21 protein-coding genes, 1 tRNA gene and 1 other RNA gene are annotated in these 20130 nt (G+C 65.5%); 12 read left to right on the top strand and 11 right to left on the bottom strand.

Annotated features, from left to right (window positions below):
• Positions 1–151 precede the first annotated feature (151 nt).
• Together HTS88_RS20675 and HTS88_RS20670 are read left to right on the top strand one after the other, a co-directional pair.
• Positions 152–1240, top strand: coding sequence for a substrate-binding domain-containing protein (locus HTS88_RS20675; protein ID WP_174181858.1), 1089 nt, complete (start codon positions 152–154; stop codon positions 1238–1240).
• Positions 1241–1242: 2 nt separating this feature from the next.
• Complete coding sequence (locus tag HTS88_RS20670; RefSeq protein ID WP_174181856.1) at positions 1243–2016, top strand: alpha/beta hydrolase; 774 nt, start codon at positions 1243–1245, stop codon at positions 2014–2016.
• On the opposite strand, the gene HTS88_RS20665 is transcribed toward HTS88_RS20670, so the two are convergent.
• Positions 2013–2915: an aldose 1-epimerase family protein gene (locus HTS88_RS20665; RefSeq protein ID WP_174181854.1), complete on the bottom strand. Its 903-nt coding sequence runs from the start codon at positions 2913–2915 to the stop codon at positions 2013–2015. The genes HTS88_RS20670 and HTS88_RS20665 overlap by 4 nt on opposite strands.
• 122 nt (positions 2916–3037) lie before the next feature.
• On the opposite strand from HTS88_RS20665, the gene HTS88_RS20660 reads away from it, so the two are divergent.
• Positions 3038–3742 carry a DNA alkylation repair protein gene (locus HTS88_RS20660; protein ID WP_174181852.1) on the top strand — a complete coding sequence of 235 codons (705 nt, stop codon included), beginning with the start codon at positions 3038–3040 and terminating at the stop codon, positions 3740–3742.
• On the opposite strand, the gene mptB is transcribed toward HTS88_RS20660, so the two are convergent.
• Positions 3735–5291, bottom strand: coding sequence for a polyprenol phosphomannose-dependent alpha 1,6 mannosyltransferase MptB (mptB, locus tag HTS88_RS20655; protein ID WP_174181850.1), 1557 nt, complete (start codon positions 5289–5291; stop codon positions 3735–3737). The two genes, HTS88_RS20660 and mptB, sit on opposite strands and share 8 nt — an antisense overlap.
• A 150-nt stretch (positions 5292–5441) precedes the next feature.
• Here mptB and orn point away from each other — a divergent pair, with 150 nt between their 5' ends.
• The 3 genes from orn to def all read left to right on the top strand — a co-directional run bounded on the left by orn (position 5442) and on the right by def (position 6968).
• Complete coding sequence (gene orn, locus HTS88_RS20650) at positions 5442–6068, top strand: oligoribonuclease (protein ID WP_174181848.1); 627 nt, start codon at positions 5442–5444, stop codon at positions 6066–6068.
• Positions 6069–6196: 128 nt separating this feature from the next.
• Positions 6197–6269: transfer RNA gene (locus HTS88_RS20645), tRNA-His, on the top strand.
• Between the two features lie 126 nt (positions 6270–6395).
• The gene (gene def, locus HTS88_RS20640) at positions 6396–6968 is read left to right on the top strand and encodes a peptide deformylase (protein WP_174181846.1); all 573 of its coding nucleotides are present in this window, start codon (positions 6396–6398) and stop codon (positions 6966–6968) included.
• A gap of 104 nt (positions 6969–7072) precedes the next feature.
• Here the strand turns inward: def and HTS88_RS20635 are convergent, their stop codons facing one another.
• Positions 7073–7813, bottom strand: coding sequence for an alpha/beta fold hydrolase (locus HTS88_RS20635; RefSeq protein ID WP_174181844.1), 741 nt, complete (start codon positions 7811–7813; stop codon positions 7073–7075).
• A 73-nt stretch (positions 7814–7886) separates the two neighbouring features.
• Between HTS88_RS20635 and HTS88_RS20630 the strand changes: the two genes are divergently transcribed.
• On the top strand, positions 7887–8585 hold the full coding sequence (locus HTS88_RS20630; RefSeq protein WP_174181842.1) for a helix-turn-helix transcriptional regulator: 699 nt from the start codon (positions 7887–7889) through the stop codon (positions 8583–8585).
• A gap of 120 nt (positions 8586–8705) precedes the next feature.
• Here the strand turns inward: HTS88_RS20630 and HTS88_RS20625 are convergent, their stop codons facing one another.
• The 5 genes from HTS88_RS20625 to rnpB all read right to left on the bottom strand — a co-directional run bounded on the left by HTS88_RS20625 (position 8706) and on the right by rnpB (position 12619).
• Positions 8706–9503: an HNH endonuclease family protein gene (locus tag HTS88_RS20625; RefSeq protein ID WP_174181840.1), complete on the bottom strand. Its 798-nt coding sequence runs from the start codon at positions 9501–9503 to the stop codon at positions 8706–8708.
• A 114-nt stretch (positions 9504–9617) separates the two neighbouring features.
• Positions 9618–9827, bottom strand: a complete 210-nt coding sequence (locus tag HTS88_RS20620) for a hypothetical protein (protein ID WP_174181838.1) — start codon at positions 9825–9827, stop codon at positions 9618–9620.
• A gap of 75 nt (positions 9828–9902) precedes the next feature.
• Entirely contained in the window at positions 9903–11381 is a 1479-nt protein-coding gene (locus HTS88_RS20615; protein ID WP_174181836.1) for a glyceraldehyde-3-phosphate dehydrogenase, read from the bottom strand.
• A gap of 255 nt (positions 11382–11636) precedes the next feature.
• Positions 11637–12098, bottom strand: coding sequence for a TspO/MBR family protein (locus HTS88_RS20610; protein WP_217432783.1), 462 nt, complete (start codon positions 12096–12098; stop codon positions 11637–11639).
• A gap of 129 nt (positions 12099–12227) precedes the next feature.
• An RNA gene (gene rnpB, locus HTS88_RS20605) (RNase P RNA component class A) lies at positions 12228–12619 on the bottom strand.
• A 57-nt stretch (positions 12620–12676) separates the two neighbouring features.
• Between rnpB and HTS88_RS20600 the strand changes: the two genes are divergently transcribed.
• Positions 12677–13441, top strand: coding sequence for a peroxide stress protein YaaA (locus HTS88_RS20600; RefSeq protein ID WP_174181832.1), 765 nt, complete (start codon positions 12677–12679; stop codon positions 13439–13441).
• A gap of 3 nt (positions 13442–13444) precedes the next feature.
• On the opposite strand, the gene HTS88_RS20595 is transcribed toward HTS88_RS20600, so the two are convergent.
• Positions 13445–14182, bottom strand: coding sequence for a zinc ribbon domain-containing protein (locus tag HTS88_RS20595; RefSeq protein ID WP_174181830.1), 738 nt, complete (start codon positions 14180–14182; stop codon positions 13445–13447).
• Between the two features lie 120 nt (positions 14183–14302).
• On the bottom strand, positions 14303–15256 hold the full coding sequence (locus HTS88_RS20590; RefSeq protein ID WP_217432782.1) for a Nif3-like dinuclear metal center hexameric protein: 954 nt from the start codon (positions 15254–15256) through the stop codon (positions 14303–14305).
• A 101-nt stretch (positions 15257–15357) separates the two neighbouring features.
• On the opposite strand from HTS88_RS20590, the gene msrA reads away from it, so the two are divergent.
• From msrA to epsC, 3 genes are all read left to right on the top strand, one after another.
• A complete protein-coding gene (msrA, locus tag HTS88_RS20585; protein WP_174181828.1) occupies positions 15358–15882 on the top strand; it encodes a peptide-methionine (S)-S-oxide reductase MsrA in 525 nt (174 codons plus the stop codon).
• A gap of 64 nt (positions 15883–15946) precedes the next feature.
• Positions 15947–16882 (top strand): cysteine synthase A, encoded by a 936-nt coding sequence (cysK, locus tag HTS88_RS20580; RefSeq protein WP_102975900.1) that lies wholly within the window; start codon positions 15947–15949, stop codon positions 16880–16882.
• Between the two features lie 39 nt (positions 16883–16921).
• Positions 16922–17506 carry a serine O-acetyltransferase EpsC gene (gene epsC / locus HTS88_RS20575; RefSeq protein WP_174181826.1) on the top strand — a complete coding sequence of 195 codons (585 nt, stop codon included), beginning with the start codon at positions 16922–16924 and terminating at the stop codon, positions 17504–17506.
• Between the two features lie 102 nt (positions 17507–17608).
• Here epsC and gndA read toward each other — a convergent pair whose 3' ends face one another.
• Positions 17609–19045 (bottom strand): NADP-dependent phosphogluconate dehydrogenase, encoded by a 1437-nt coding sequence (gene gndA, locus HTS88_RS20570; RefSeq protein ID WP_174181824.1) that lies wholly within the window; start codon positions 19043–19045, stop codon positions 17609–17611.
• A 200-nt stretch (positions 19046–19245) separates the two neighbouring features.
• Here gndA and HTS88_RS20565 point away from each other — a divergent pair, with 200 nt between their 5' ends.
• Positions 19246–19971, top strand: a complete 726-nt coding sequence (locus HTS88_RS20565; protein WP_174181821.1) for a FadR/GntR family transcriptional regulator — start codon at positions 19246–19248, stop codon at positions 19969–19971.
• Positions 19972–20130 lie beyond the last annotated feature (159 nt).

Here is a 20130-nt window from a genome sequence, read left to right as displayed (position 1 = left end):
AGCAGTTGTACTCATGCTGATCTGGGAAAGCGCATTCCCACTCCCCCAATGATGCACCGCACGGGTAACAGTTGGCAAGCGCTTTCCGGAAGAACTTCAAACTGCCATAATGTGGTGACCCCTTATTGGCCCCCGTTATCCAGGAGATCCTGTGGCTGCAAGTACCCTTACCGAGGTGGCCCGGCTGGCCGGGGTCTCCCCCGCCACCGCGTCCCGGGTGTTGAACGGCTCGGCACGAAAGCCCGGCAAGGACATCGCGGACCGGGTGCGCCAGGCGGCCGAATCCCTGGGGTACATTCCCAATGCCCAGGCCCAGGGGCTCGCGAAATCAAGCTCGGGCCTCATCGGCCTGATCGTGCACGACATCGCCGACCCCTATTTCGCAGCCATAGCCAGGGGCGTCCAGGCGGCCGCCCGGGAGCAGCGCAAGATGGTGCTCCTGGCCACCACAGGCGGGGCCCCCGGCGAGGAGCGCGAAGCCGTTGCGGCTTTCGCTGCCCGGCGTGCCGACTCGATTGTCATTGCGGGATCCCGCTCGTGCCGGACCGAAGACCAGGACGACAACACTGAACTCGCGGCGGAGCTTGACCGGTATTGCCGCAACGGCGGCAGGGTGGCCGTCGTGGGCCACCCTGTGGTCGGCGCCACCGCGGCTGAGGGCTACCACGTCGTGGCTGTGCCCAACCAGGAGCTCGCGGGGGCCCTGGCAGTTGAACTCGCCGCCGGCCGGGACGGAGATTTTGTCATCATTGGCGGTCCGGAAGGCCTCCTCACGTCCGACGACCGGATCCGCGGCTTCCAGGAAGGCCTGGCCCGGGCAGGCCACGCACCCGCCGAGATCCTGCGCACGGCGTTCAACCGCGCGGGCGGCTATGAAGCCGGACTCCAGCTGGCAGCCAGGATCAAGGCCGGCGCGTCCGGGGGCGGGGAAGCCGCGGTACCCAAACTGTGCATCTTCGCCGTCAATGACGTGATGGCCATCGGCGCCTCGGCGGCACTGCGCGCCGAAGGTCTGCGGATACCCAGGGACGCCACCATTGCGGGCTTCGACGACATCGAGACGCTGCGTGACTTCCGCCCGGAACTGTCCACCGTACGGCTGCCGCTGGAGGACATCGGAAGGCTTGCAACCCGGGCTACAGCCCGCGTTTCCGGCGAAAGCGATGCGGACGGCGAGGAAGAGCAGCCCACCGTCAGCGGTGAAGTGACGCTCCGGCGCAGCACCGAGGCGGTGGGCTAGCAATGGTGTCCGCACTGACGAGCGTCCCGGCGCACCACCCGGCCGGCAGCCGGGGTGCGGGAGGGGCCAGTCCGGCCTTCCTGGTCCTGCCGGGCGGCGGCTATGCCCGCCAGGCGGACCACGAGGCCGAGCCTGTGGCCGAGTGGCTCGCCGCCCTGGGGATCCACGCGTTCGTGCTGCGGTACCGCGTGGCACCTGACCGGCACCCGGCACCCCTGGAGGACGCCAAGGAGGCCATGCTGCATATCCGCAATGGATCCCACGGCCTCGCAGTGGATCCGGGCCGCGTGGGCGTCCTCGGCTTTTCCGCCGGCGGGCACCTTGCCGCGACGCTGTCCACGTCCACGTCAACCGGAAGCGCCCGCCTGGACCTGCCGGAGGCTGTCCCGGACCTGACCGTGCTGTGCTACCCCGTGGTGTCCTATACGCAGTCCGCGCACCAGGGGTCGGTGGACAACCTCCTTGGCAGCGCGCCGTCGTCGGACCTTCTTGATGAACTCTCCGCAGAACGGAACGTGACCGCCGCAACCCCTCCGGCGTTCGTCTGGCACACGGCTGACGATGCGGCCGTTCCGGCCAGCCACAGCCTGGACTACGCGGGGGCACTCATGCGCGCCGGCGTTCCTGCTGAACTGCACGTCTTTCCCCGCGGGCGCCATGGCCTTGGCCTCGCGGTGGAGGAACCCGGGCCGGACCAGTGGACGCAGCTGTGCGCCGCCTGGCTGGACCGTGCGGGCTGGACCACACCACCTGCCGCCGCGGGCAGCCGGGACTAGCCGAAGGCCCGGATGATCCAGGACGCCGCGTGCGACTCACCGGGTTTGAGGTGGACCAGGTCAGTGCCGGAGTTGAAGGCATCCGGCGGGCAGGTCATGGGCTCGACGGCCAGTCCCAGGCGGTCCGGCCCCACGGGTTTGTCGGCGGTATGGATCTGCACCCATGGCCACTCGGCACCCCATTCCAGTTCCACGCCCGTTCCCGCCGGATCCTGTACCCGGACGCGGGCCAGCCCTTGTTCGTCGCGGGAGATCCCGGTGAAGGCATGGTCGATCTTCAAGGAACCCAGTTGTCGGGGGCTGCGGAAGTCGAATGCGTGCCCTTCGACGCTCTTCATGCCTGTCGGGAGGAGCCGGTCGGGCGTCACTTCCAGGAAATCGTGTGCCGCCAGTTCAAGGGTCCAGTCATCCAGTTTCCCTTGCCCTGCCACCAGATACGGATGGGGGCACACTCCGTAGGGGGCGGCGGCCTGTCCAACATTCACTGTGCTCACGGTGCTGCGAAGCCCGCCAGGACCCAGCGAATAGGTCACGGAGACCTCCAGGTCGGACGGGTAGTGCCGGCCGGCGCCGACCCTGCAGGCCAGCACCACCGAGTCCGCAGCTGCCTGCCGCAGCTCCCAGTTCATCCCGGTGGCGAGCCCGTGCAGTGCGGAGCCGCGCTCGGGCTCGTTGATTGCGGCTTCGAAGTCCTTGCCGGCGTAGGTGTACCTGCCGTCCGCCAGCCGGTTGGGCCACGGAACACACATGACTCCGCGGTAGTCGGGGATACGTCCCTCCGGGCCAAAACCCACCACGAGGTCCCGTCCCTGGTGCCGCAGCTCCCGCAGCGCGCCCCCGCGGGTTGTGACCAGCGCTGTGTAGGGGCCGCTCGCGATGCTGTGTTCCGTCGATGGCATGGAAATCCTTCGGGCAGGGACAATCTTGTTAGCGCTAACCAGCCTAGCGCACCTGGGCGGATCCCCCACCCGGAACACGGCACCTGCTGCGGCCGCTCCCCCGTGCTGGCTAAAGTTGCACCATGAACCACGGGGACGCCGTTAATGTCCGGGTGCTCGCGGCCATCCGCACAGCACTGCAGGAACGGGCCGATCCTGTGCGGGGAGCGGGTGCGAGGGCCTACATGAAGTCCACAATGCCCTGCCTCGGGGTGCGCGTGCCCGAGGTGCGCCGAATCGTGTCAGCGGCGGCCGCCGGGGCCCCCTTCGAGTCGCCGGACCAGCTCGGTGCCACGGCCCTGGAGCTGTGGCGCAGTGCGACTGCGCGGGAGGAACGGTATGCAGCAATCGACCTGACCGCCCACCGCCTGGTCGCCGGGGACATGGCCATGCTGCCCGTCTATGAGGAATTCATCCGCAGTGGCGCCTGGTGGGATTTTGTGGACGGCACAGCGGGACGGCTCTGCGGGCTTCTCCAGGCCAACCGGGCGGAAATGACGGGCGTGCTGCTCCGCTGGAGCACCGATCCGGACTTCTGGATCCGGCGCGCCGCCATCCTGTCGCAGCTCAAGGCAAAGGCCGGAACTGATTCCGTGCTGCTGGCGCGTGTAGTGGAGGCAAACCTGGCGGACCCTGAGTTCTTCATCCGGAAGGCCATTGGCTGGGCCCTGCGCGAGTACGCCAAAACGGCCCCCGGGTGGGTGGCCGCGTTTGTGGCCGGACACGCACCAGCCATGAGTCCCCTGAGCCGAAGGGAGGCGGTCCGCCACCTGGCGCCGGCTAAATGACGGGACGTTCGACGACGTTCCCGTGGGTCTTGCGGAACAGCCGGCGGGTGCGCGGATCCCAGAAAATCAGGTACAGGCCAAACAGCAGGCCGGTCACGGCCGCCGCCACCCGGGCCAGTGCGAGCGCAAATCCCAGATCCTCGGTCTGCAGGTAGGGGAAGACTTCGAGCTGGTCCGAAATGGCATAGATCATGAAGAAGGAGACAACAAAGTAGAGCGCTTTGACCTGCCAGTCGTTCCTGATGCCGGTCACGGCGAAGAGCGGTATCAGCCAGACGACGTACCAGGACTGGATCATGGGAGCCAGCAGGACCACGGCGGCAAAGGCAAGGGTGAGGCGGCGGATCAGCCGGTCATGGTCCCCGCGGAAGATCTGCCAGGCGATGACACCCACGGCAAGCAGCTTCCCGGCGTCGGACACAAAACCTGCCAGGGTGGCACCGTCGAGTCCGAACGAGTTGGCCAGCGAGGCGACCACCATGCCGATCAGCCCCACTGGCGCGTACCAGATGGAGATGCTCCCCGGGGCGGAGAGGCCGTTGATCCAGCCGAAGCCGAAACCGTTGACCAGGCTCATCAGGGCCAGGATGCCCAGGCTTAGCGCTGCCGTCAGGCCCCAGAACCCGAACTTCCGGAGCCAGCCCGCGTCCTTGCCCGCCCACAGGAGCCCAATGAAGGGCAGGAACACAATGGTGATGGGCTTTACCGCGATGGAGAGGGTCACCAGGACAACACCGCGGACAACCCTGTGCGTGGCGGAGTAGTAGAGGCCGGCCAGTGCCAGCCCGATCATCAGTGCGTCATTGTGGACGCTGGCGATGAAGTTCGTCAGGAACAGCGGGTTCGCGGCCGTGAGCCACAGGGCGCGGTGCGGGTTGACCCCGTGCAGCTCCGCGAGCTTGGGTACGTAGATCACGCACAGGACCACGCCCGCCAGCGCCACCAGCCGGAACAGCATCACGCTGGCCTCGGGCTGGACGTTGGTGGACCAGACGACGAACTGCTCAATCCACAGGAACAACTGGCCGTAGGGAACGGGGGCTTCGGTCCACATCTTGTCCGCGCCCAGCTGGAAGTAGTTGGACAGTGCCGAGATGCCGTTCTCGTAGGGGTTGAAGCCCTCCACCATGAGCCTGCCCTGCCCGATGTAGGCGTAGACGTCCCGGCTGAAGAGGGGCACGCTGAACATCATGGGCAGACCCCATGCCACGACAGCCATCAGGGTGGCTTTGCGTGCCTCGAGGCCCCACACCCGTACCCTCTGCCCGAGCCTGAGCCAGGCGCGCACCAGGAGCATGCCGCCGACAGCCAGCAGGATGATGGACAGCGCAACGCCGGGAGCTTCAGCACGCATCCAGATGAACAACGGCATCCGGCGGAGTTCCGAAACCGGAGCCAGCCAGCCCACGCCCAGCGATCCAATCAGCATGAACATGGAGCCCACGAATCCGGCAAGCAGCGGGGAACGGGGATTATCCACTTCCGCACCGCCCGCTGCGGCAGTAGCGGCGGCCGCCGTCTCCCTCGTCGCAGGCACAGGCGCCGTCATCTCAGGAACGTCCAATCTTTCTCGTTTGCGGTTCCGCCTGGCGGGATGGAACCGGCCGGGGCGCGTCACCACGGGCGCGGCACGACCCGCCGCGTCTCCGAAATCCTAGCACCGGCCGGTGGCCGGGAGGTGAAACGGTAGGCTGGTCCGGTGCCTATATCTAACGAACGAATCGTCTGGATCGACTGTGAAATGACCGGTCTGGACATCAAGAACGATGCCCTGATCGAGGTGGCGGCCCTGGTCACCGATTCGGAACTGAACATCCTTGGCGACGGCGTCGATGTGGTCATCAAACCCGATGATGCCGCAGTGGCCCAGATGAACGACTTTGTCCGGGACATGCACACGAAGTCCGGGCTCCTCAAGGAACTCCCCCACGGCAGGACAATGGCCGAGGCCGAAGCCGCCGTCATGGAATACATCTCCAAGTGGGTCCCGGACCCCCGCAAAGCACCGCTGGGCGGCAACTCCGTGGGGACCGACCGGGTGTTCCTGTCCCGCGACATGCCCGCAGTGGTGGAGCACCTGCACTACAGGGTGATCGACGTCAGCACCATCAAGGAGCTCTCGCGCCGCTGGTTCGCACGCGCCTACTTCCAGTCGCCGGCGAAGAAGGGCGGACACCGCGCCCTGGGGGACATCAAGGACTCCATTGATGAGCTCCGCTACTACCGCGAGGCTGTGTTCGTACCCTCCCCGGGACCGGACAGCGCCACAGCGCAGCGGATCGCCAAGCGCATCACGGCGGCCGGCGACGGGCAGGCGGAAACGTAATCTGCGCCACCTTTCGCGGATTTTTTCGTGAAAACGGCAAAAGTGGACAAAGCACCCCTGAAGAGCAGGTAAGCTATATGAGTTGCCTTTCCAGAGGCCCGGTCCGCCGGTAAATCTGCAGGCACATGGTGGGCTTAGCTCAGTTGGCAGAGCGCCTGGTTGTGGTCCAGGAGGTCGCGGGTTCAACCCCCGTAGCTCACCCTCACGGGACGGTATGTGCAGCCGTCCTCCAAGGAGGCCGCACCGGATATCCGGTGCGGCCTCCTTCTTTTTCACCGCTGTGCACACGATCTTTTGCACGAAACACCGCCGAAGGACCACCTGAAGATGACCGTTCTGCCAATCACCATCTGGGGAGAACCCGTACTGCACCGCCGGGCTTCCGAGGTGGAAGTATTCGACGACGAACTGCGCACCCTCATAGCGGACATGTTCGAGACAAATGACGCCGCCAACGGCGTGGGCCTGGCGGCGCCACAGGTAGGGGTCGGCAAAAGAATCTTCGTGTACAAGTACGCCAATGACGACGGCGCTCCCCCCACCGGAGTGGTGGTCAACCCCGTCCTGACCCTGTCAAAGATTTCCGGCGCTGTTCCGGATCCTGACGAGGAAGAGGAAGGGTGCCTGTCCTTTCCCAGCGGACAGTACCCGCTCAAGCGGGCCGAATGGGCGCGCGTTGAGGGGTTCGACGGGTTCGGGAAGCCGGTCAAATTCGAGGCCACGGGCTGGTTTGCCCGCGTGATCCAGCACGAATATGACCACCTGGACGGCAAGCTGTACGTCAACCGGCTGATGGATCGCTATGCGCGCAAAGCCATGAAGCTGGCCAAGAAGAACGGCTGGGGCGTTCCCGGCCTGACGTGGATGCCCGGCGTGGATCCGGACCCCTTCGGCCACTAGATGTAATGACCGGACACGTTTGCAGCGGCTGGCCTGCACGGTATCGCTCGACCCATCTCCTGACCGTGGGCCACGGGACCTGGAATCGGGCAGCAATGTGCAGTTCAGTTGCTTCGGGAAGCCGCTGACTGAATGGCCCTGGCCAGGTCGCGGGGACGGCTCCACATAGGCCAATGCCCCGTCGGGAGGTCAATAACGTCGAAGTGCTCTATGTTGGCGACTTCGGCAAACATGGCATGGCCGGCGCGGGCCAGCTCCAGCACCTGCGTGCTCGGGATCGAGCAGCACACGAGGGTGGTCCGGACCTTGCGGCGGGCATCGTTGGTGAGCTCGACGGGCTGACGAAGCACGGGTCCGGGCTCAGGGACGGCCCGGGCCCGAAAACGCTCCAGGACCGATGCGCTCAGGCCCTCGAGGCTCGCCTGCTGTGCGAGGACGTCAAGGGACGGCAGCGGAAGCTCCTCCAACTCCTCCGGGATGTCCGGGCCGAAGGCGCTTCCCGTCACCACAGGCCCGGAGTCGACCCAGACCACTCGATGGACCAGCTCAGGGCGCCGGTCAAGGACGAGGCTGACGGGCGCGTTCGCCCCGCTGTGAGCCACTAGGGTTGCGGGCTGATCCCCGGAGGCCCCGTTCTGAGTGATGACGTCCAGGACCGCTGCGGCTTGATCGTCGAGAGTCTTCGCCGCACGCTCGGGATCGTCCACGTCGAGACCGGGCAGTGTCATCGCGATTACACGAAAGTGGTCGGTTGTCAGGTGTTCAAGCACTTCGTCCCATGCCCAAGCGCCCAGCCAGTGGCCGGCGACGAGAATGATGAGCGGGCTGCTTGCAGTAATTGTCATGTCAATACCCTCGCAGGCACTACAGACAAGGGTATGTCACTATTTATGTCATGAATTTGACGGGGCTTGAACTGTGAAGCGAGTTGAACGGCTCCATGCGCTATCCGAGATGTTGCGCCGCAGCGGCACGAGGGGGGTTTCCGCCGAACGGTTGGCGGGAGTGTTTGAGGTATCCGTGCGCACAATCAAGAGGGACCTCGACGCGTTAGAGAACAGCGGTGCCCCTATATGGTCCCGTCCCGGTCCGGGCGGTGGCTACGGATTGGCTACAGGCGGGTCCCTGCCGCCTGTCAGCCTGTCCCCTGCGCAGGCCATGGCGCTCATGGCAGCCGTGGCCGCTGCACCCGATGCCCCCTACGCCGATCTGGCAGCAGCAGGTGTCCGAAAGATCCTGGACGTCCTCGATCCCAAAACCCGGGCACGGGCCGACGAGCTGGCCCACCGCGTCTGGGTCAACGCGCTTCCTTCCTCCTCGCGCGCAATCAAGTCGGCACTGGAAGAGGCGATGGCCGAGCAGCGGGTGATCCGCATTCGCTACACATCGAGAGACGGGACCTCGACCACCCGCGACGTTGAGCCGGTGCTGTTCGCCTCCACTAACGGCCGGTGGTACCTCGTTGGGTGGTGCCGATTGCGCAACGCAATGCGATGGTTCACCGTCTCGGGCATCGAGCGAGCCGGCGTCACCAGGACGGCTTGCGGCGGCCACGCCATCCACGAGGTCGGAGAACCCCCAGCGAACGCCAGACCGGTGCACGGCCTGGGCGAATGAGTCACCCAAACAGCCTCTCCGGTCAGTACAGCCAGGCCCGACGGCGGCCGCTGCCGGAGTGCCCCGTCCGGGCGGCAGCCACGGGCGACGTCGAACGCGGTACAGCAGCCGGGTTCCGGCTCAGCGGGCGGCAACCGTCTGCTGGCCGGGGCAGGAACCCAGGACGCGCTTCATGGCGTCCCTCTCCGCTTCGGTGACCCACAGGCCGTAGGCGGCCTTCACCGACACCTGGCGCGCCACGTAGTGGCAGCGGATCGACTTGTTTTTGGGAAGCCACGTGGCGGCGTCCCCTGCGCCCTTATCCTGGTTGGCAGGACCGTCGGCAGCAATGAGATTCAGCGGATCGTTGGCGAGGTTCTGGCGCTCCCCCGCCGTCAGCGACTGTGCGCCTTTCTGCCAGGCGTCGCCCAAGGCAACCACATGGTCTATCTGTACCGCCCGGCTGCTGTCGGAGCCGCGGCGGAAGTCCACGATCTGCCCGGTGTACGGCTCATGGAACGAGCCGGCTGCCACCCGGCATCCGGAGCCTTCCGTCAGCACCACGGCGGCGAGGTCGCGGCGCAGGATGTCGTTGCGGGTATCGCAGCCGTTCCGGTCCACGTCCTGCCAGGCCTGGCCAAAGGCGTCCCGGCTGTAGTCTGACGCCGCGGCGCGTCCCTTGACGGCCAGTCCGTCCAGTGCGGCGAGGGCAGAACCTGTGGGCACCGGGTGCACAGCCTCAACAGGCTTCATCCATGCGGGATCAAAAACGGGAGCTTCAGTGGGCCCGGAGACCGCAGGCTCCGCTGCGGCAAACTGTCCTGCGGTGAAGAACCAGGACAAGGCCGCCAGGGCCGCCATTGCAGCTGCCCCCAGGATTCCCCACGCCTGGCGTGAACGCCGGCGCGCCCGTCGGTAGGATGACCAGCTCACGGTCATGTGGTTCCTGGACTTCCGGTAGTCTCCTGCACCAGACGAGCCTAGGACACCTGTCCGGCCACCCCCGATGATATCCACAGTGTGGAGGGAGAGTGGAAGGCCTCACCGGCGGGGTTATTGCTCCCGCATCACCCTTCGTAGGTCTTCCTCGGCGATAGCCAGCAGCCCTTCGAGCTGGCGTACCCGGTCCTCTCCGACGTCGCCCGTTTTGTGTGCGGCGCGGGCGCCCTCAAGCAGCCGGACAGCCTCCTTGTGATTGGCTTTGGCCACGTCGAGGGCGTGCTCAAGGGTTGTTTCGTGCTGGAGCGTCGAATCATTTTCCATTCCACCAGTGTGGTCCCGTTTCCCGGCTGATTCCAGCACCATCAGCCGGGAAATCGGGAGACCCTGGGCGGAAGCCTAAACGGCGATCGCTGCGAGGGCTGCTGCAGATTCCTTTGCCGGGAATGACGGCGGGTTCACGCCGGCCATCTCCTCCATGACGCGGACCACCTGGCAGCTGTATCCGAACTCGTTGTCGTACCAGACGTAGAGCACGAGGTTCTTCTCGTTGGAGATCGTGGCAAGGCCGTCAACGATGCCCGCGCGGCGTGAACCGACGAAGTCGGTGGACACCACTTCGGGTGAGTCGATGTAGTCGATCTGCTTGCGCAGGTCAGAGTGCAGGGACATCTCCCGCAGGTAGTTGTTAACCTCGTCCTTGGTGGTCCCGTTCTCCAGGCTCAGGTTCAGGATGGCCAGGGACACGTCCGGGGTGGGAACGCGGATGGAGCTGCCGGTCAGTTTGCCAAGCAGTTCGGGGAGCGCCTTGGCCACGGCCTTGGCGGCGCCGGTCTCCGTGATCACCATGTTCAGTGCCGCCGACCGGCCGCGGCGGTCGCCCTTGTGGAAGTTGTCGATCAGGTTCTGGTCATTGGTGAAGGAGTGGACGGTCTCCACGTGCCCGTGGACCACGCCGAACTTGTCGTTGATGGCCTTGAGCACCGGCGTGATGGCGTTGGTGGTGCAGGACGCTGCGGACACAATCTTGTCCGTGTCCTCGATGGTGCCCTGGTTGATGCCGTGCACGATGTTCTTCAGGTCGCCCTTGCCGGGGGCAGTCAGGAGCACCCGTGCGACGCCCTTGCTCTGCAGGTGCTGGGAGAGCCCTTCCGCGTCACGCCACCGTCCCGTGTTGTCCACCACCAGGGCGTTGCTGATGCCGTAAGCGGTGTAGTCGATGGTGGCCGGGTTGTCCGAGTAGATGACCTGCACCTGGACGCCGTTGGCCGTGATGGTGTTGGCTTCCTCGTCAATCCGGATGGTGCCTTCGAAGGAACCATGCACGGAGTCGCGGCGCAGCAGGCTGGCGCGCTTGGAGAGGTCGTTGTCCGAGCCCTTGCGCACGACGATGGCGCGAAGCCGGAGGCCGTGTCCGCCGCCGGCCTTTTCGATCAGGAGGCGGGCCAGGAGCCGGCCGATCCGGCCGAAGCCGTAAAGCACCACATCGGTGCTGGTGCGGTCATCGCCGCCGCGTTTGCCTACGACGTCGGCCAGTTCAGCCCGGAGGAATTCTTCAAGGGTGGCGCCGTTGCCCTCTTCCTTGAACTTCTGGTTCAGCCTTGCGATGTCGATCGCTGCCGCGCCGAGCTCCAGGTTGGCCAGGGTGTTCAGGAGCGGGGCGGTCTCCTCCAGCAGCAGTTCGTCCTTGCTCATGCGGCGCGCAAAGCGGTGCGCTTTGAGGATGTTCATGGTGGACTTGTTGATCAAACTCCGGCCGTGGATGCTGGTGACCACGTTGTTTTCGCGGTACAGCCGGCCGATCACCGGAATCATGGCCTCAGCGAGGGCCTCGCGGCCCATCCACGTATCAAGACAAGAATCTGACGTCTGGCTCACAGAAATACCTTCCTCGGTTCAGCCGTGTACGTCCTCGTACACGGTTGTTGGCCACCACATGTCGTGCAGGGGACCCTGCGCCCGCGGGGGTCGGCCCCCGGGCGCCTGGATCACACGCAAAGAAAAACCGCCGGCTGCGAACGCAACTCCGGCGGAAGAACTCCTGCGTCCGGATCCATTCTAAAATGGCTGGCCTCCGTAAATCGGCCCTGATTGAGTGAAATCACTCACAGGGGAAGCCGTTGCGGCAGGAGATCAGTTGTGGATGGCCGAATACAGATTGAGGCTGGAGGAAAAAACCACCCAGGACAGGTAGGGAAGCATCAGCAGGCCCGCTGCGGCGCTGACCGGACCGAAGCGCAGGATAAGGAAGGTAACAGAAACTCCCAGGGCCGCAATCACCACGAAAGCCGCCCAAAGGGACGCACCGCCAAACACGGGAAAGAGGCCGAAAAAGGCCAGCGGCCATGCGGCGTTGAGCACCAACTGGCTGAGGTAGCCGGCCAGGGTGCCTCCGGTAAGGGCTCCCTTGCGCCAGACCAGCCAGGCGGCCACCGCAACCGCGGCGTACAGCAGCATCCACATGCTCCTGAACATCCAGCCGGGCGGCATCCAGGGGGCCTTGGCCGACTCCGCGAACCAGCCGCTGGAATGCAGGATGATGGGGACCGACGCCGCGGCCCACGCGGCCAGGGAAAGCGAAAAGAAGCCGGCCAAGGCAACAGCCTGTTGGCTGCGTCCGGGGACTTGCTGCCTAGCAGCAGCGCCGGGGCTGTCTTGCGGGTCATAATTTGCAGGCACGGTTCAGCATCCCCAACACATCGTCCAAGGTCAAACCAGTGTGGATGGATGGGTTGACCGATACGCCGGGTTCTGTGCTTCCGTTCCGTTACCGGCACGGGAGTAGCGGCCATCCATCTACGAACGCCGTTGCCGGCGCCCTCCAGCGGCCTACCCGGACACTCGGGCGGGCAGCCCTCAAACGTGTCCTGTCTGGCCTTGCTCCGGGTGGGGTTTACCTAGCCTTCCCGGTCACCCGGGAAGCTGGTGGTCTCTTACACCACCGTTTCACCCTTACCTGGTTCGTGCCGCTTTCAAACCGGCGCGACCCAGGCGGTCTGTTCTCTGTGGCACTGGCCTGCGGGTTACCCCGAGTGGGCGTTACCCACCACCCTGCCCTGCGGAGCCCGGACGTTCCTCGAGCCACTTGCGTGACGCGCGGCCGCCTGGTCAACCCATCCAACCCCCAGTCTACCGGTGGCCTTGCCTTTTCCCGCCGCCGGTAGGATCGGACGGTGCTGATTCTGCTTCCCCCTTCCGAAAGCAAGACACCCGCCGTCCGCGGATCCGCCGTCGACTGGCCTTCCCTGAGCTTCCCGGAGTTGAACGCCTGCCGCGCCAAAGTGCTGGATGCGCTGGGAACGGTGAGCGCGCACGAGGACGCCCTCGCGCTGCTGGGTGTGGGCGCATCGCTCAAGGACGACGTCGACCGCAACACGCGGCTTCATGCCGAACCGGCGGCGCCCGCCCACCGGATCTATTCGGGGGTGCTTTATGACGCCCTGGGCTACAAGACCCTCACGGCTGCGCAGCGCCGCAAGGCGGACGCGTCCGTGCTGGTGGTTTCCGCACTCTGGGGCGTGATCCGTTTTGGTGACAGCGTGCCCGCCTACCGCCTGTCCATGGGGACAGCACTGCCCGACGTCGGCCGCCTCGCCTCGTTCTGGAAGCCGCAGCTCACCGGGGCCCTCGCCGGAGCGGTGGAGGGGCAGTTGCTGGTGGACTGCCGCTCAAGCACCTACGCGGCGGCTTGGGCGCCGCCCGCTGCCCAGACCGTGGCCGTCAACGTCTTGACCGAGGTGAACGGGGTCCGCAAGGTGGTGAGCCACTTCGCCAAGCACACCCGTGGCGAACTTGCCCGGCACCTGCTGGTACGGCGCGGGAAGGTCCCGGCAACGCCGTCGGAACTCCTGAAGGCAACACGCGAAGTGTGGGCCGCGGAACTGGTTGAAGGCTCAGCACGGAAACCCCACGCCCTGAACATCGTCCTTCCGGGCTGAGGTTCAGGCCCACTCCTCCGAGCGGACCAGGATGGCGCCGGAGTCCGGGCAGAAGACGATGTCGTCGGCAGCTGCGGCCTTGATCTCGGCGAGGTCGCCGGGGCTCAGCTTCATGCCGGACGCCTCGGAGGTGCCATGGAAGAGCCTGGCGGCGCCCACTCCGCGCCTGGCCAGCGTCTTTTCGTAGACGGCCAGCAGACCGGCATCCAGGCCCGCAGCGAATTCGGAGCGCTGTGCGCGGAGGCCGCCCGCTTCCGCTTCCACGGCAGCCAGTTCCGCGTCCAGCTCGGCGCGGATGGTGCCAAACGATCCCTGGATGTCGTCCACAATCCCCTGCTGCCGGGCCTGGGTGGCCCGCAGGGAATCAAGGCGCTCCATCACCTCAAGTTCAATGTCCTCCAGGTCCGAGCGCCGCTTATTGAGCGATGCGATGTCCTTCTGGAGGGCCACCAGGTCCTTGGACAGGCCGGTGCCGCTGTTCAACCGTGCCTCGTCCCGCTGGATACGGGAGGCAACCTGCTCCACGTCCGCCTCGGCGCGCTTGAGTTCGGCTTCGGCGTCGTGGACAGCCACTTTCGCGGCGCCCAGCTCACCGTTGGCGACGGAAAGGGCGGCTTCGAGGTCCTTGATGCGCGGATCGGTTTCCAGCGAGCGGCGGCGGTTTGCAAGCGACTTCAGCTTGGCATCCAGCCCCTGCAGTCCAAGCAACTTCAACTGTTCCGCCGGTGCTGCCTTCGCCACTGTTACCTCCGCTTAATCCCTTCCGGCCGGAGCCGGGCGCCTGGACGGCGCTTCCTAGACTCTAGCGCCTGCCCCGCTCCCCAGCTCCCCTGCCCTGCTGTGTCCCCGCCGTCTCCGGGCCTAACCGGGAGTGAGGATGAAGTCCCAGGGATCACTGTTGGTGGTGCTGACCTGGATTTCGACGTCATGGCCCTGGTCGGCGAGGACATTGCCCAGGGCTGCGGCCGCGGCCGGGAGCCACAGCCACTCACTGGCGAAGTGGGAAACGTCGATCAGGTAGGGCCGGCCGTTGTGCGCAGCTTCCCTTGCTTCCGACGCCGGATGGTGGCGGAGGTCCGCCGTGACGTAGACGTCGGCGTTGCTGGCCCGGACCTCGTTGAAGAGCGAGTCACCCGCGCCGCCGCAGACGGCAATGCGCCGCACCAGGCCGTCCTTGTCGCCGGACACCCGCACTCCCCCGGCCACGGAGGGCAGGATGCCAAACACCCGGGCAGCGAAGTCTCCCAGGCTCATGGCCTCCGGCAGGTCCCCTACCCGCCCGATGCCCTCTTCCGGCAGTCCGTTTGCCGCCACGGTGAGCGGGGCCGCGTCCTGCAGGCCCAGGGCGTCGGCCAGGACATCGGAAACGCCCCCGACGGCGGAATCGCCGTTGGTGTGGACGGTCAGCAGGGCTGTGCCGGACTCGATCAACCGGTGGACGGCCCGGCCTTTGGGCGTGGTGGCAGCAACCGAGGTGACACCCTTCAGCAGCAGCGGATGGTGGGTGATCAGGAGTTCGGCACCCCACTCCACCGCTTCTTCGATGACTTCCAGGGTGGGGTCCACTGCGAACATGACCCTCGTGACAGGAGCCGAGGGGTGTCCCGCCACCAGCCCCACCTCGTCCCAGTTCTCCGCCAGGGACTCGGGCCACAGTTCCTCGACGGCCAGGAGCATCTCGCCCAAAGTGGGGACCTGCGCCTGCCCGGCCGCCGCGTTCTTGCCGGACGCATCCTTGCCGGAAGGGGCCTCGCCGCCGCGAGGCCCGCCGTCGTGATTCTCAGGGCCGGTAACGTCGGTGTCCACAGGTTCCATAGTCTTAGTTTTACCCCATCGCGTCCTCCGCGCCGCACGGTGACAGGCGGCGCCCGCGGCGCCCAGGGAATCATCCGGCGCCCCCAACCATTGAAGAGGTCATGAAAACTTTTGTTTTAGGCGGAGGCTGCTTCTGGTGCCTCGACGCTGTCTACCAGAAGACCAAGGGTGTCAGCGCTGTGGTGTCCGGCTACACGGGCGGCCATGATCCCAACCCCGACTACTACTCCGTGTGCAACGGCACCACCGGGCACGCCGAGGTGGTGGCTGTGACGTTCGACGAAGAGATCATCCCGGAAGAGGTGGTCCTTGACATGTTTTTCGCCCTTCACGATCCCACAACGCTGAACCGCCAGGGCTATGACGTGGGAACCCAGTACCGTTCCTCGATGTTCTATGAGACCACCGAGGAGAAGATCCTTTTCGAGGAAGCGATCGACCGCAACCAGCCGCTGTGGGCCCATCCGATCGTCACGGAGGTCAGCCGGCTACCGCGCTTCCACGTGGCGGAGGACTTCCACCAGAACTACTACGCCAAACACCCCGAGCAGGGCTACTGCCAGGTGATCATCAACCCCAAGCTCGCGAAGGCCCGGAAATATTACTCTGCATGGCTTAACGCTTAGCCACGGTTACGCGGCCTCGTTAGGCTGACCTCAGTATTCACCCCTCAGAGATAGGCGTATGTACATGGCACGGATCTATGACGATGTGACCCAGCTGGTCGGCGGCACCCCGCTGGTCAAGCTCAACCGGCTCAGCGAGGGGCTGGATGCCACCGTCGCCGTCAAGCTTGAGTTCTACAACCCGGCCAACAGCGTCAAGGACCGTATCGGTGTGGCAATCGTCGACGCCGCGGAGAAGTCCGGTGCACTGAAGCCGGGCGGGACCATTGTTGAAGGCACCTCCGGAAACACCGGCATCGCCCTGGCCATGGTTGGCGCGGCCCGCGGCTACAAGGTCATCCTGACCATGCCGGAGACCATGTCCACCGAGCGCCGCGTCATGCTGCGCGCCTTCGGCGCCGAAATCGTCCTGACCCCCGGTTCAGAGGGAATGCGCGGCGCCGTGGAGAAGGCCCAGGAAATTGTGGCCAACACGGAAAACTCCATCTGGGCCCAGCAGTTCGCCAACGAAGCCAACCCTGAAATCCACCGCAACACCACTGCGGAGGAAATCTGGGCTGACACCGACGGCGCCGTGGACATCTTCGTTGCCGGCGTCGGCACTGGCGGAACCGTCACCGGCGTCGGCCAGGTCCTGAAGGAGCGCAAGCCCGGAGTCCAGATCGTGGCGATCGAACCCAAGGACTCCGCGATCCTCAATGGCGGCGCCCCCGGCCCGCACAAGATCCAGGGCATCGGGGCCAACTTCGTGCCCGAAATCCTGGACACCAATGTCTACGACGAGGTCCTGGACGCCACGCTTGAGGACTCCGTCCGCGTGGCCCGCGAGCTCGGCGTCAAGGAAGGCATCCTCGGCGGCATCTCCTCCGGAGCGATCGTCTGGGGCGCACTGGAACTGGCGAAGCGCCCCGAGAACGCGGGCAAGCTGATCGTCGCCATTGTCTGCGACTTCGGTGAGCGTTACATCTCCACCGTGCTCTATGACGACATCCGCGGCTGATCAGGCCGCTCTTCGCCCGTTTCCTGTAGAAAGAACTCTGTGGGCTTTTTCGCAAGACTAAAGGAAGACCTCGACGCCGCCCGGTCCCACGACCCGGCGGCTCGAGGTTCTTTCGAGAACTTTTTCGCATACTCCGGGCTGCATGCCATCTGGATCCACAGGCTGACGCACCGGCTGTGGCAGAATCCGGCCCTGCGTTTCCCGGCGCGGCTGCTCTCGCAGCTGGGCCGTTTCCTGACCGGAATCGAGATCCATCCGGGGGCCACCATCGGCCGCCGCTTCTTCATTGATCACGGAATGGGCGTGGTCATCGGCGAGACGGCGGAAATCGGTGAGGACGTGATGATGTACCACGGGGTGACCCTGGGCGGCCGGTCACTCGCGCGGATCAAGCGCCACCCCACCATCGGCGACCGCGTGACCATCGGAGCGGGTGCAAAGATCCTGGGGCCGATCACCATCGGCAGGGACAGTGCCGTCGGCGCCAACGCCGTGGTGGTCAAGGACGCACCACCCGAATCGATCGTCACCGGCGTTCCTGCGAAGTGGCGCCACCGTGACGCCCAGCGCGAAACCACGCCGGCGGTTGACCCGGCGGAATACGACATCGAATACCGCATCTGACGGGGCCTGCCCTTGGGCTGTCCAGCAGGACCACAGCAAGAAGAAAAGGCGGGCATTTTCCGGATCACCGGAAACTGCCCGCCTTTTTGTTCTGGGCGGAACCTAGTGGGTGTCCACCGCTTCGATTTCAGACTTGTCCTCGCCCCACAGGGTGTGGAACGTGCCTTCCGCATCGACGCGGCCGTAGGTGTGGGCGCCGAACAGGTCGCGCTGGCCCTGGATGAGGGCGGCGGCGACGCGCTTGCGGCGCAGGCCGTCGTAGTAGGCCAGTGAGGAGGAGAAGACCGGAACCGGGATTCCCAGCTGGACAGCGGTGGCCACCACGCGGCGCCAGGCGGGAAGGGCGCCGGCGATGGCTTCCGTGAATGCCGGAGCGAACAGCAGGTTGGCCGGCTTGTCCTCAGCGGCGTAGGCCTTGGTGATGTCCTTGAGCAGTTCGGCGCGGATGATGCAGCCGGCCCGCCACAGCGAGGCAATCTCGTCCAGCTTCAGGTCCCAGTTGTATTCCTTGGCTGCCGAGGTGAGCATGTCCAGGCCCTGGGCGTAGGAAACCAGCTTGGAGGCGTAGAGCGCCTGGCGGACGTCCTCAACGAAGGTCTCCGGGATTTCGACGTCGGCCTCGTGGCCTGCCAGCAGTTCCTGGCCGAGCTTGCGCTGACCGGCCTGGGAGGACAGTGCACGGGCGAACACGGACTCGGCGATGCCGGAGACCGGGGAACCAAGTTCCAGGGCGGAGATAACCGTCCAGCGGCCGGTGCCCTTCTGGCCCGCGGCGTCCACCACGACATCCACGAACGGCTTGCCGGTCTTGGCATCCACGTGGCCCAGGACCTCGGCGGAGATTTCGATCAGGAAGGAGGATAGCTCGCCCTTGTTCCAGTCGGTGAAGATCTTGGCCTGCTCTGCGGGCTCGATGCCGGCACCGGAACGGAGCAGGTCGAAGGCTTCGCCGATGACCTGCATGTCGGCGTATTCGATGCCGTTGTGGACCATCTTGACGAAGTGGCCGGCGCCGTCGGTGCCCACCCAGGCGCAGCAGGGCTCGCCGTCGACCTTTGCCGAGATCTTCTCAAGCAGCGGGCCGAGGGCCTTGTAGGACTCCTTGGAACCGCCGGGCATGATGGAGGGTCCGTTGAGGGCACCTTCCTCGCCACCGGAAACGCCGACACCCACGAAGTGCAGGTCCTTCTTGGCGAGGGCGGCCTCACGGCGGCGGGTGTCCTCATAGTGGGAGTTTCCGGCGTCGATGATGATGTCGCCGGGTTCCAGCAGGGGCTCAAGCTGCTCAATCACGGAGTCAACCGGCTTGCCGGCCTTCACCATGATGAGTACACGGCGCGGCTTCTCGAGGGAGTCCACCAGCTCCTGCAGGGTTTCGGTGCGGATGAAGTCGCCATCCGTACCGTGCTTTGCCAGCAGGGCGTCCGTCTTTTCGACTGAGCGGTTGTGCAGGGCGACCGTAAAGCCGTTGCGGGCCAGGTTGCGGGCCAGGTTGGCGCCCATCACCGCGAGGCCGGTGACACCGATGTGTGCAGACATCAAAACTCCAATTCATACTGTGCGATGGATGTGCAGTGGCTCCCGGTGCTCGGAAGACCGTTGCAGACCAAGGGTCTGAATAAAGCATATATATTCATGAAGTCACAGGAAACTAACGCCCACGTAATGGAACAGTTTGTGTCGCTGCCAGTCAAGGACGGCTGCTTCCCGGTGCACACGTTCCCACTAGGCTTAGCTGCATGACCAGCAGCCTGCACCACCGTGCCATTGAGAACCTGGGCACACGCATCATCTCGGGCGAGCTTCCTGCCGGCCATATCATGCTTGCCGAAAACCTTGAGGATGAGCTCAAGGTGTCGCGCTCGGTGATCCGCGAGGCCGTCCGGGTGCTGCAATCCCTTGGACTGGTGGAAACCACCAAGCGGGTGGGCATCCGGGTCCTGCCTCCGAGCCGATGGAACCCCTTCGACCCGCAGGTCATCCGCTGGCGGCTCGCGAGCAAGGCGCGCGGCGCCCAGCTGCGGTCCCTGGCCGAGCTGAGGTCGGCCGTTGAGCCGGCCGCTGCCGAACTTGCCGCGCAGAACGCCCCCGCACCGCTGCGGCTGGAGCTTGTGGATGTTGCCCATGCAATGCGCGACTCCGGCCACCGGGGGGACGTCCCACGTTTCCTTGAGCTGGATATCCAGTTCCATTCACTGCTGCTCTCAGGATCAGGAAACGAGATGTTTGCGAACCTCATGGGGCAGGTGGCCGAGACCCTGACCGGCCGGACCGTGCATGGGCTGATGCCCGACCACCCGCACGAGGCCGCACTGCAGTGGCACGTGGACGTGGCGGAGGCAATTGCCCGGGGCGACGCCGGTGCTGCCCGCGAAGCCTCCGACAAGATCATGAGGCGGACCATGTCGCAGATGTCAGACACCTGGACGGAACAGCCCCGGGTTTTTATCCCCGTGCACCGCTGACCCCGGTCCCCTCTCCGCGGCCGGAGCATTGATCCGCTGGTGCGGGACACAGCAGGAAACAACTTTTTGTTTCCGTAAGTTCACGGTATATTCAATTCAGGCCCTCCACCGCGGCATCCCCCAATAGTCGCGGTGGAGGGTTTTCCATTGCCCGAAAGG

It is taken from the genome of Pseudarthrobacter oxydans (genome assembly GCF_013314975.1).
Lineage (GTDB): Bacteria > Actinomycetota > Actinomycetes > Actinomycetales > Micrococcaceae > Arthrobacter > Arthrobacter oxydans.
The sequence above is the reverse complement of the archived record's forward strand: the minus strand, read 5'-3'. Positions and strand labels throughout refer to the sequence as shown.

What these genes read in the sequence shown, in the direction of transcription:
- HTS88_RS20670 (WP_174181856.1), top strand. Translation starts at nt 1,243, where the DNA reads ATGGTGTCCGCACTGACGAGCGTCCCGGCGCACCACCCGGCCGGCAGC.
- HTS88_RS20665 (WP_174181854.1), bottom strand. Translation starts at nt 2,915, where the DNA reads ATGCCATCGACGGAACACAGCATCGCGAGCGGCCCCTACACAGCGCTG.
- HTS88_RS20660 (WP_174181852.1), top strand. Translation starts at nt 3,038, where the DNA reads ATGAACCACGGGGACGCCGTTAATGTCCGGGTGCTCGCGGCCATCCGC.
- mptB (WP_174181850.1), bottom strand. Translation starts at nt 5,291, where the DNA reads ATGACGGCGCCTGTGCCTGCGACGAGGGAGACGGCGGCCGCCGCTACT.
- def (WP_174181846.1), top strand. Translation starts at nt 6,396, where the DNA reads ATGACCGTTCTGCCAATCACCATCTGGGGAGAACCCGTACTGCACCGC.
- HTS88_RS20635 (WP_174181844.1), bottom strand. Translation starts at nt 7,813, where the DNA reads ATGACAATTACTGCAAGCAGCCCGCTCATCATTCTCGTCGCCGGCCAC.
- HTS88_RS20625 (WP_174181840.1), bottom strand. Translation starts at nt 9,503, where the DNA reads ATGACCGTGAGCTGGTCATCCTACCGACGGGCGCGCCGGCGTTCACGC.
- HTS88_RS20620 (WP_174181838.1), bottom strand. Translation starts at nt 9,827, where the DNA reads ATGGAAAATGATTCGACGCTCCAGCACGAAACAACCCTTGAGCACGCC.
- HTS88_RS20590 (WP_217432782.1), bottom strand. Translation starts at nt 15,256, where the DNA reads ATGGAACCTGTGGACACCGACGTTACCGGCCCTGAGAATCACGACGGC.
- msrA (WP_174181828.1), top strand. Translation starts at nt 15,358, where the DNA reads ATGAAAACTTTTGTTTTAGGCGGAGGCTGCTTCTGGTGCCTCGACGCT.
- cysK (WP_102975900.1), top strand. Translation starts at nt 15,947, where the DNA reads ATGGCACGGATCTATGACGATGTGACCCAGCTGGTCGGCGGCACCCCG.
- gndA (WP_174181824.1), bottom strand. Translation starts at nt 19,045, where the DNA reads ATGTCTGCACACATCGGTGTCACCGGCCTCGCGGTGATGGGCGCCAAC.
- HTS88_RS20565 (WP_174181821.1), top strand. Translation starts at nt 19,246, where the DNA reads ATGACCAGCAGCCTGCACCACCGTGCCATTGAGAACCTGGGCACACGC.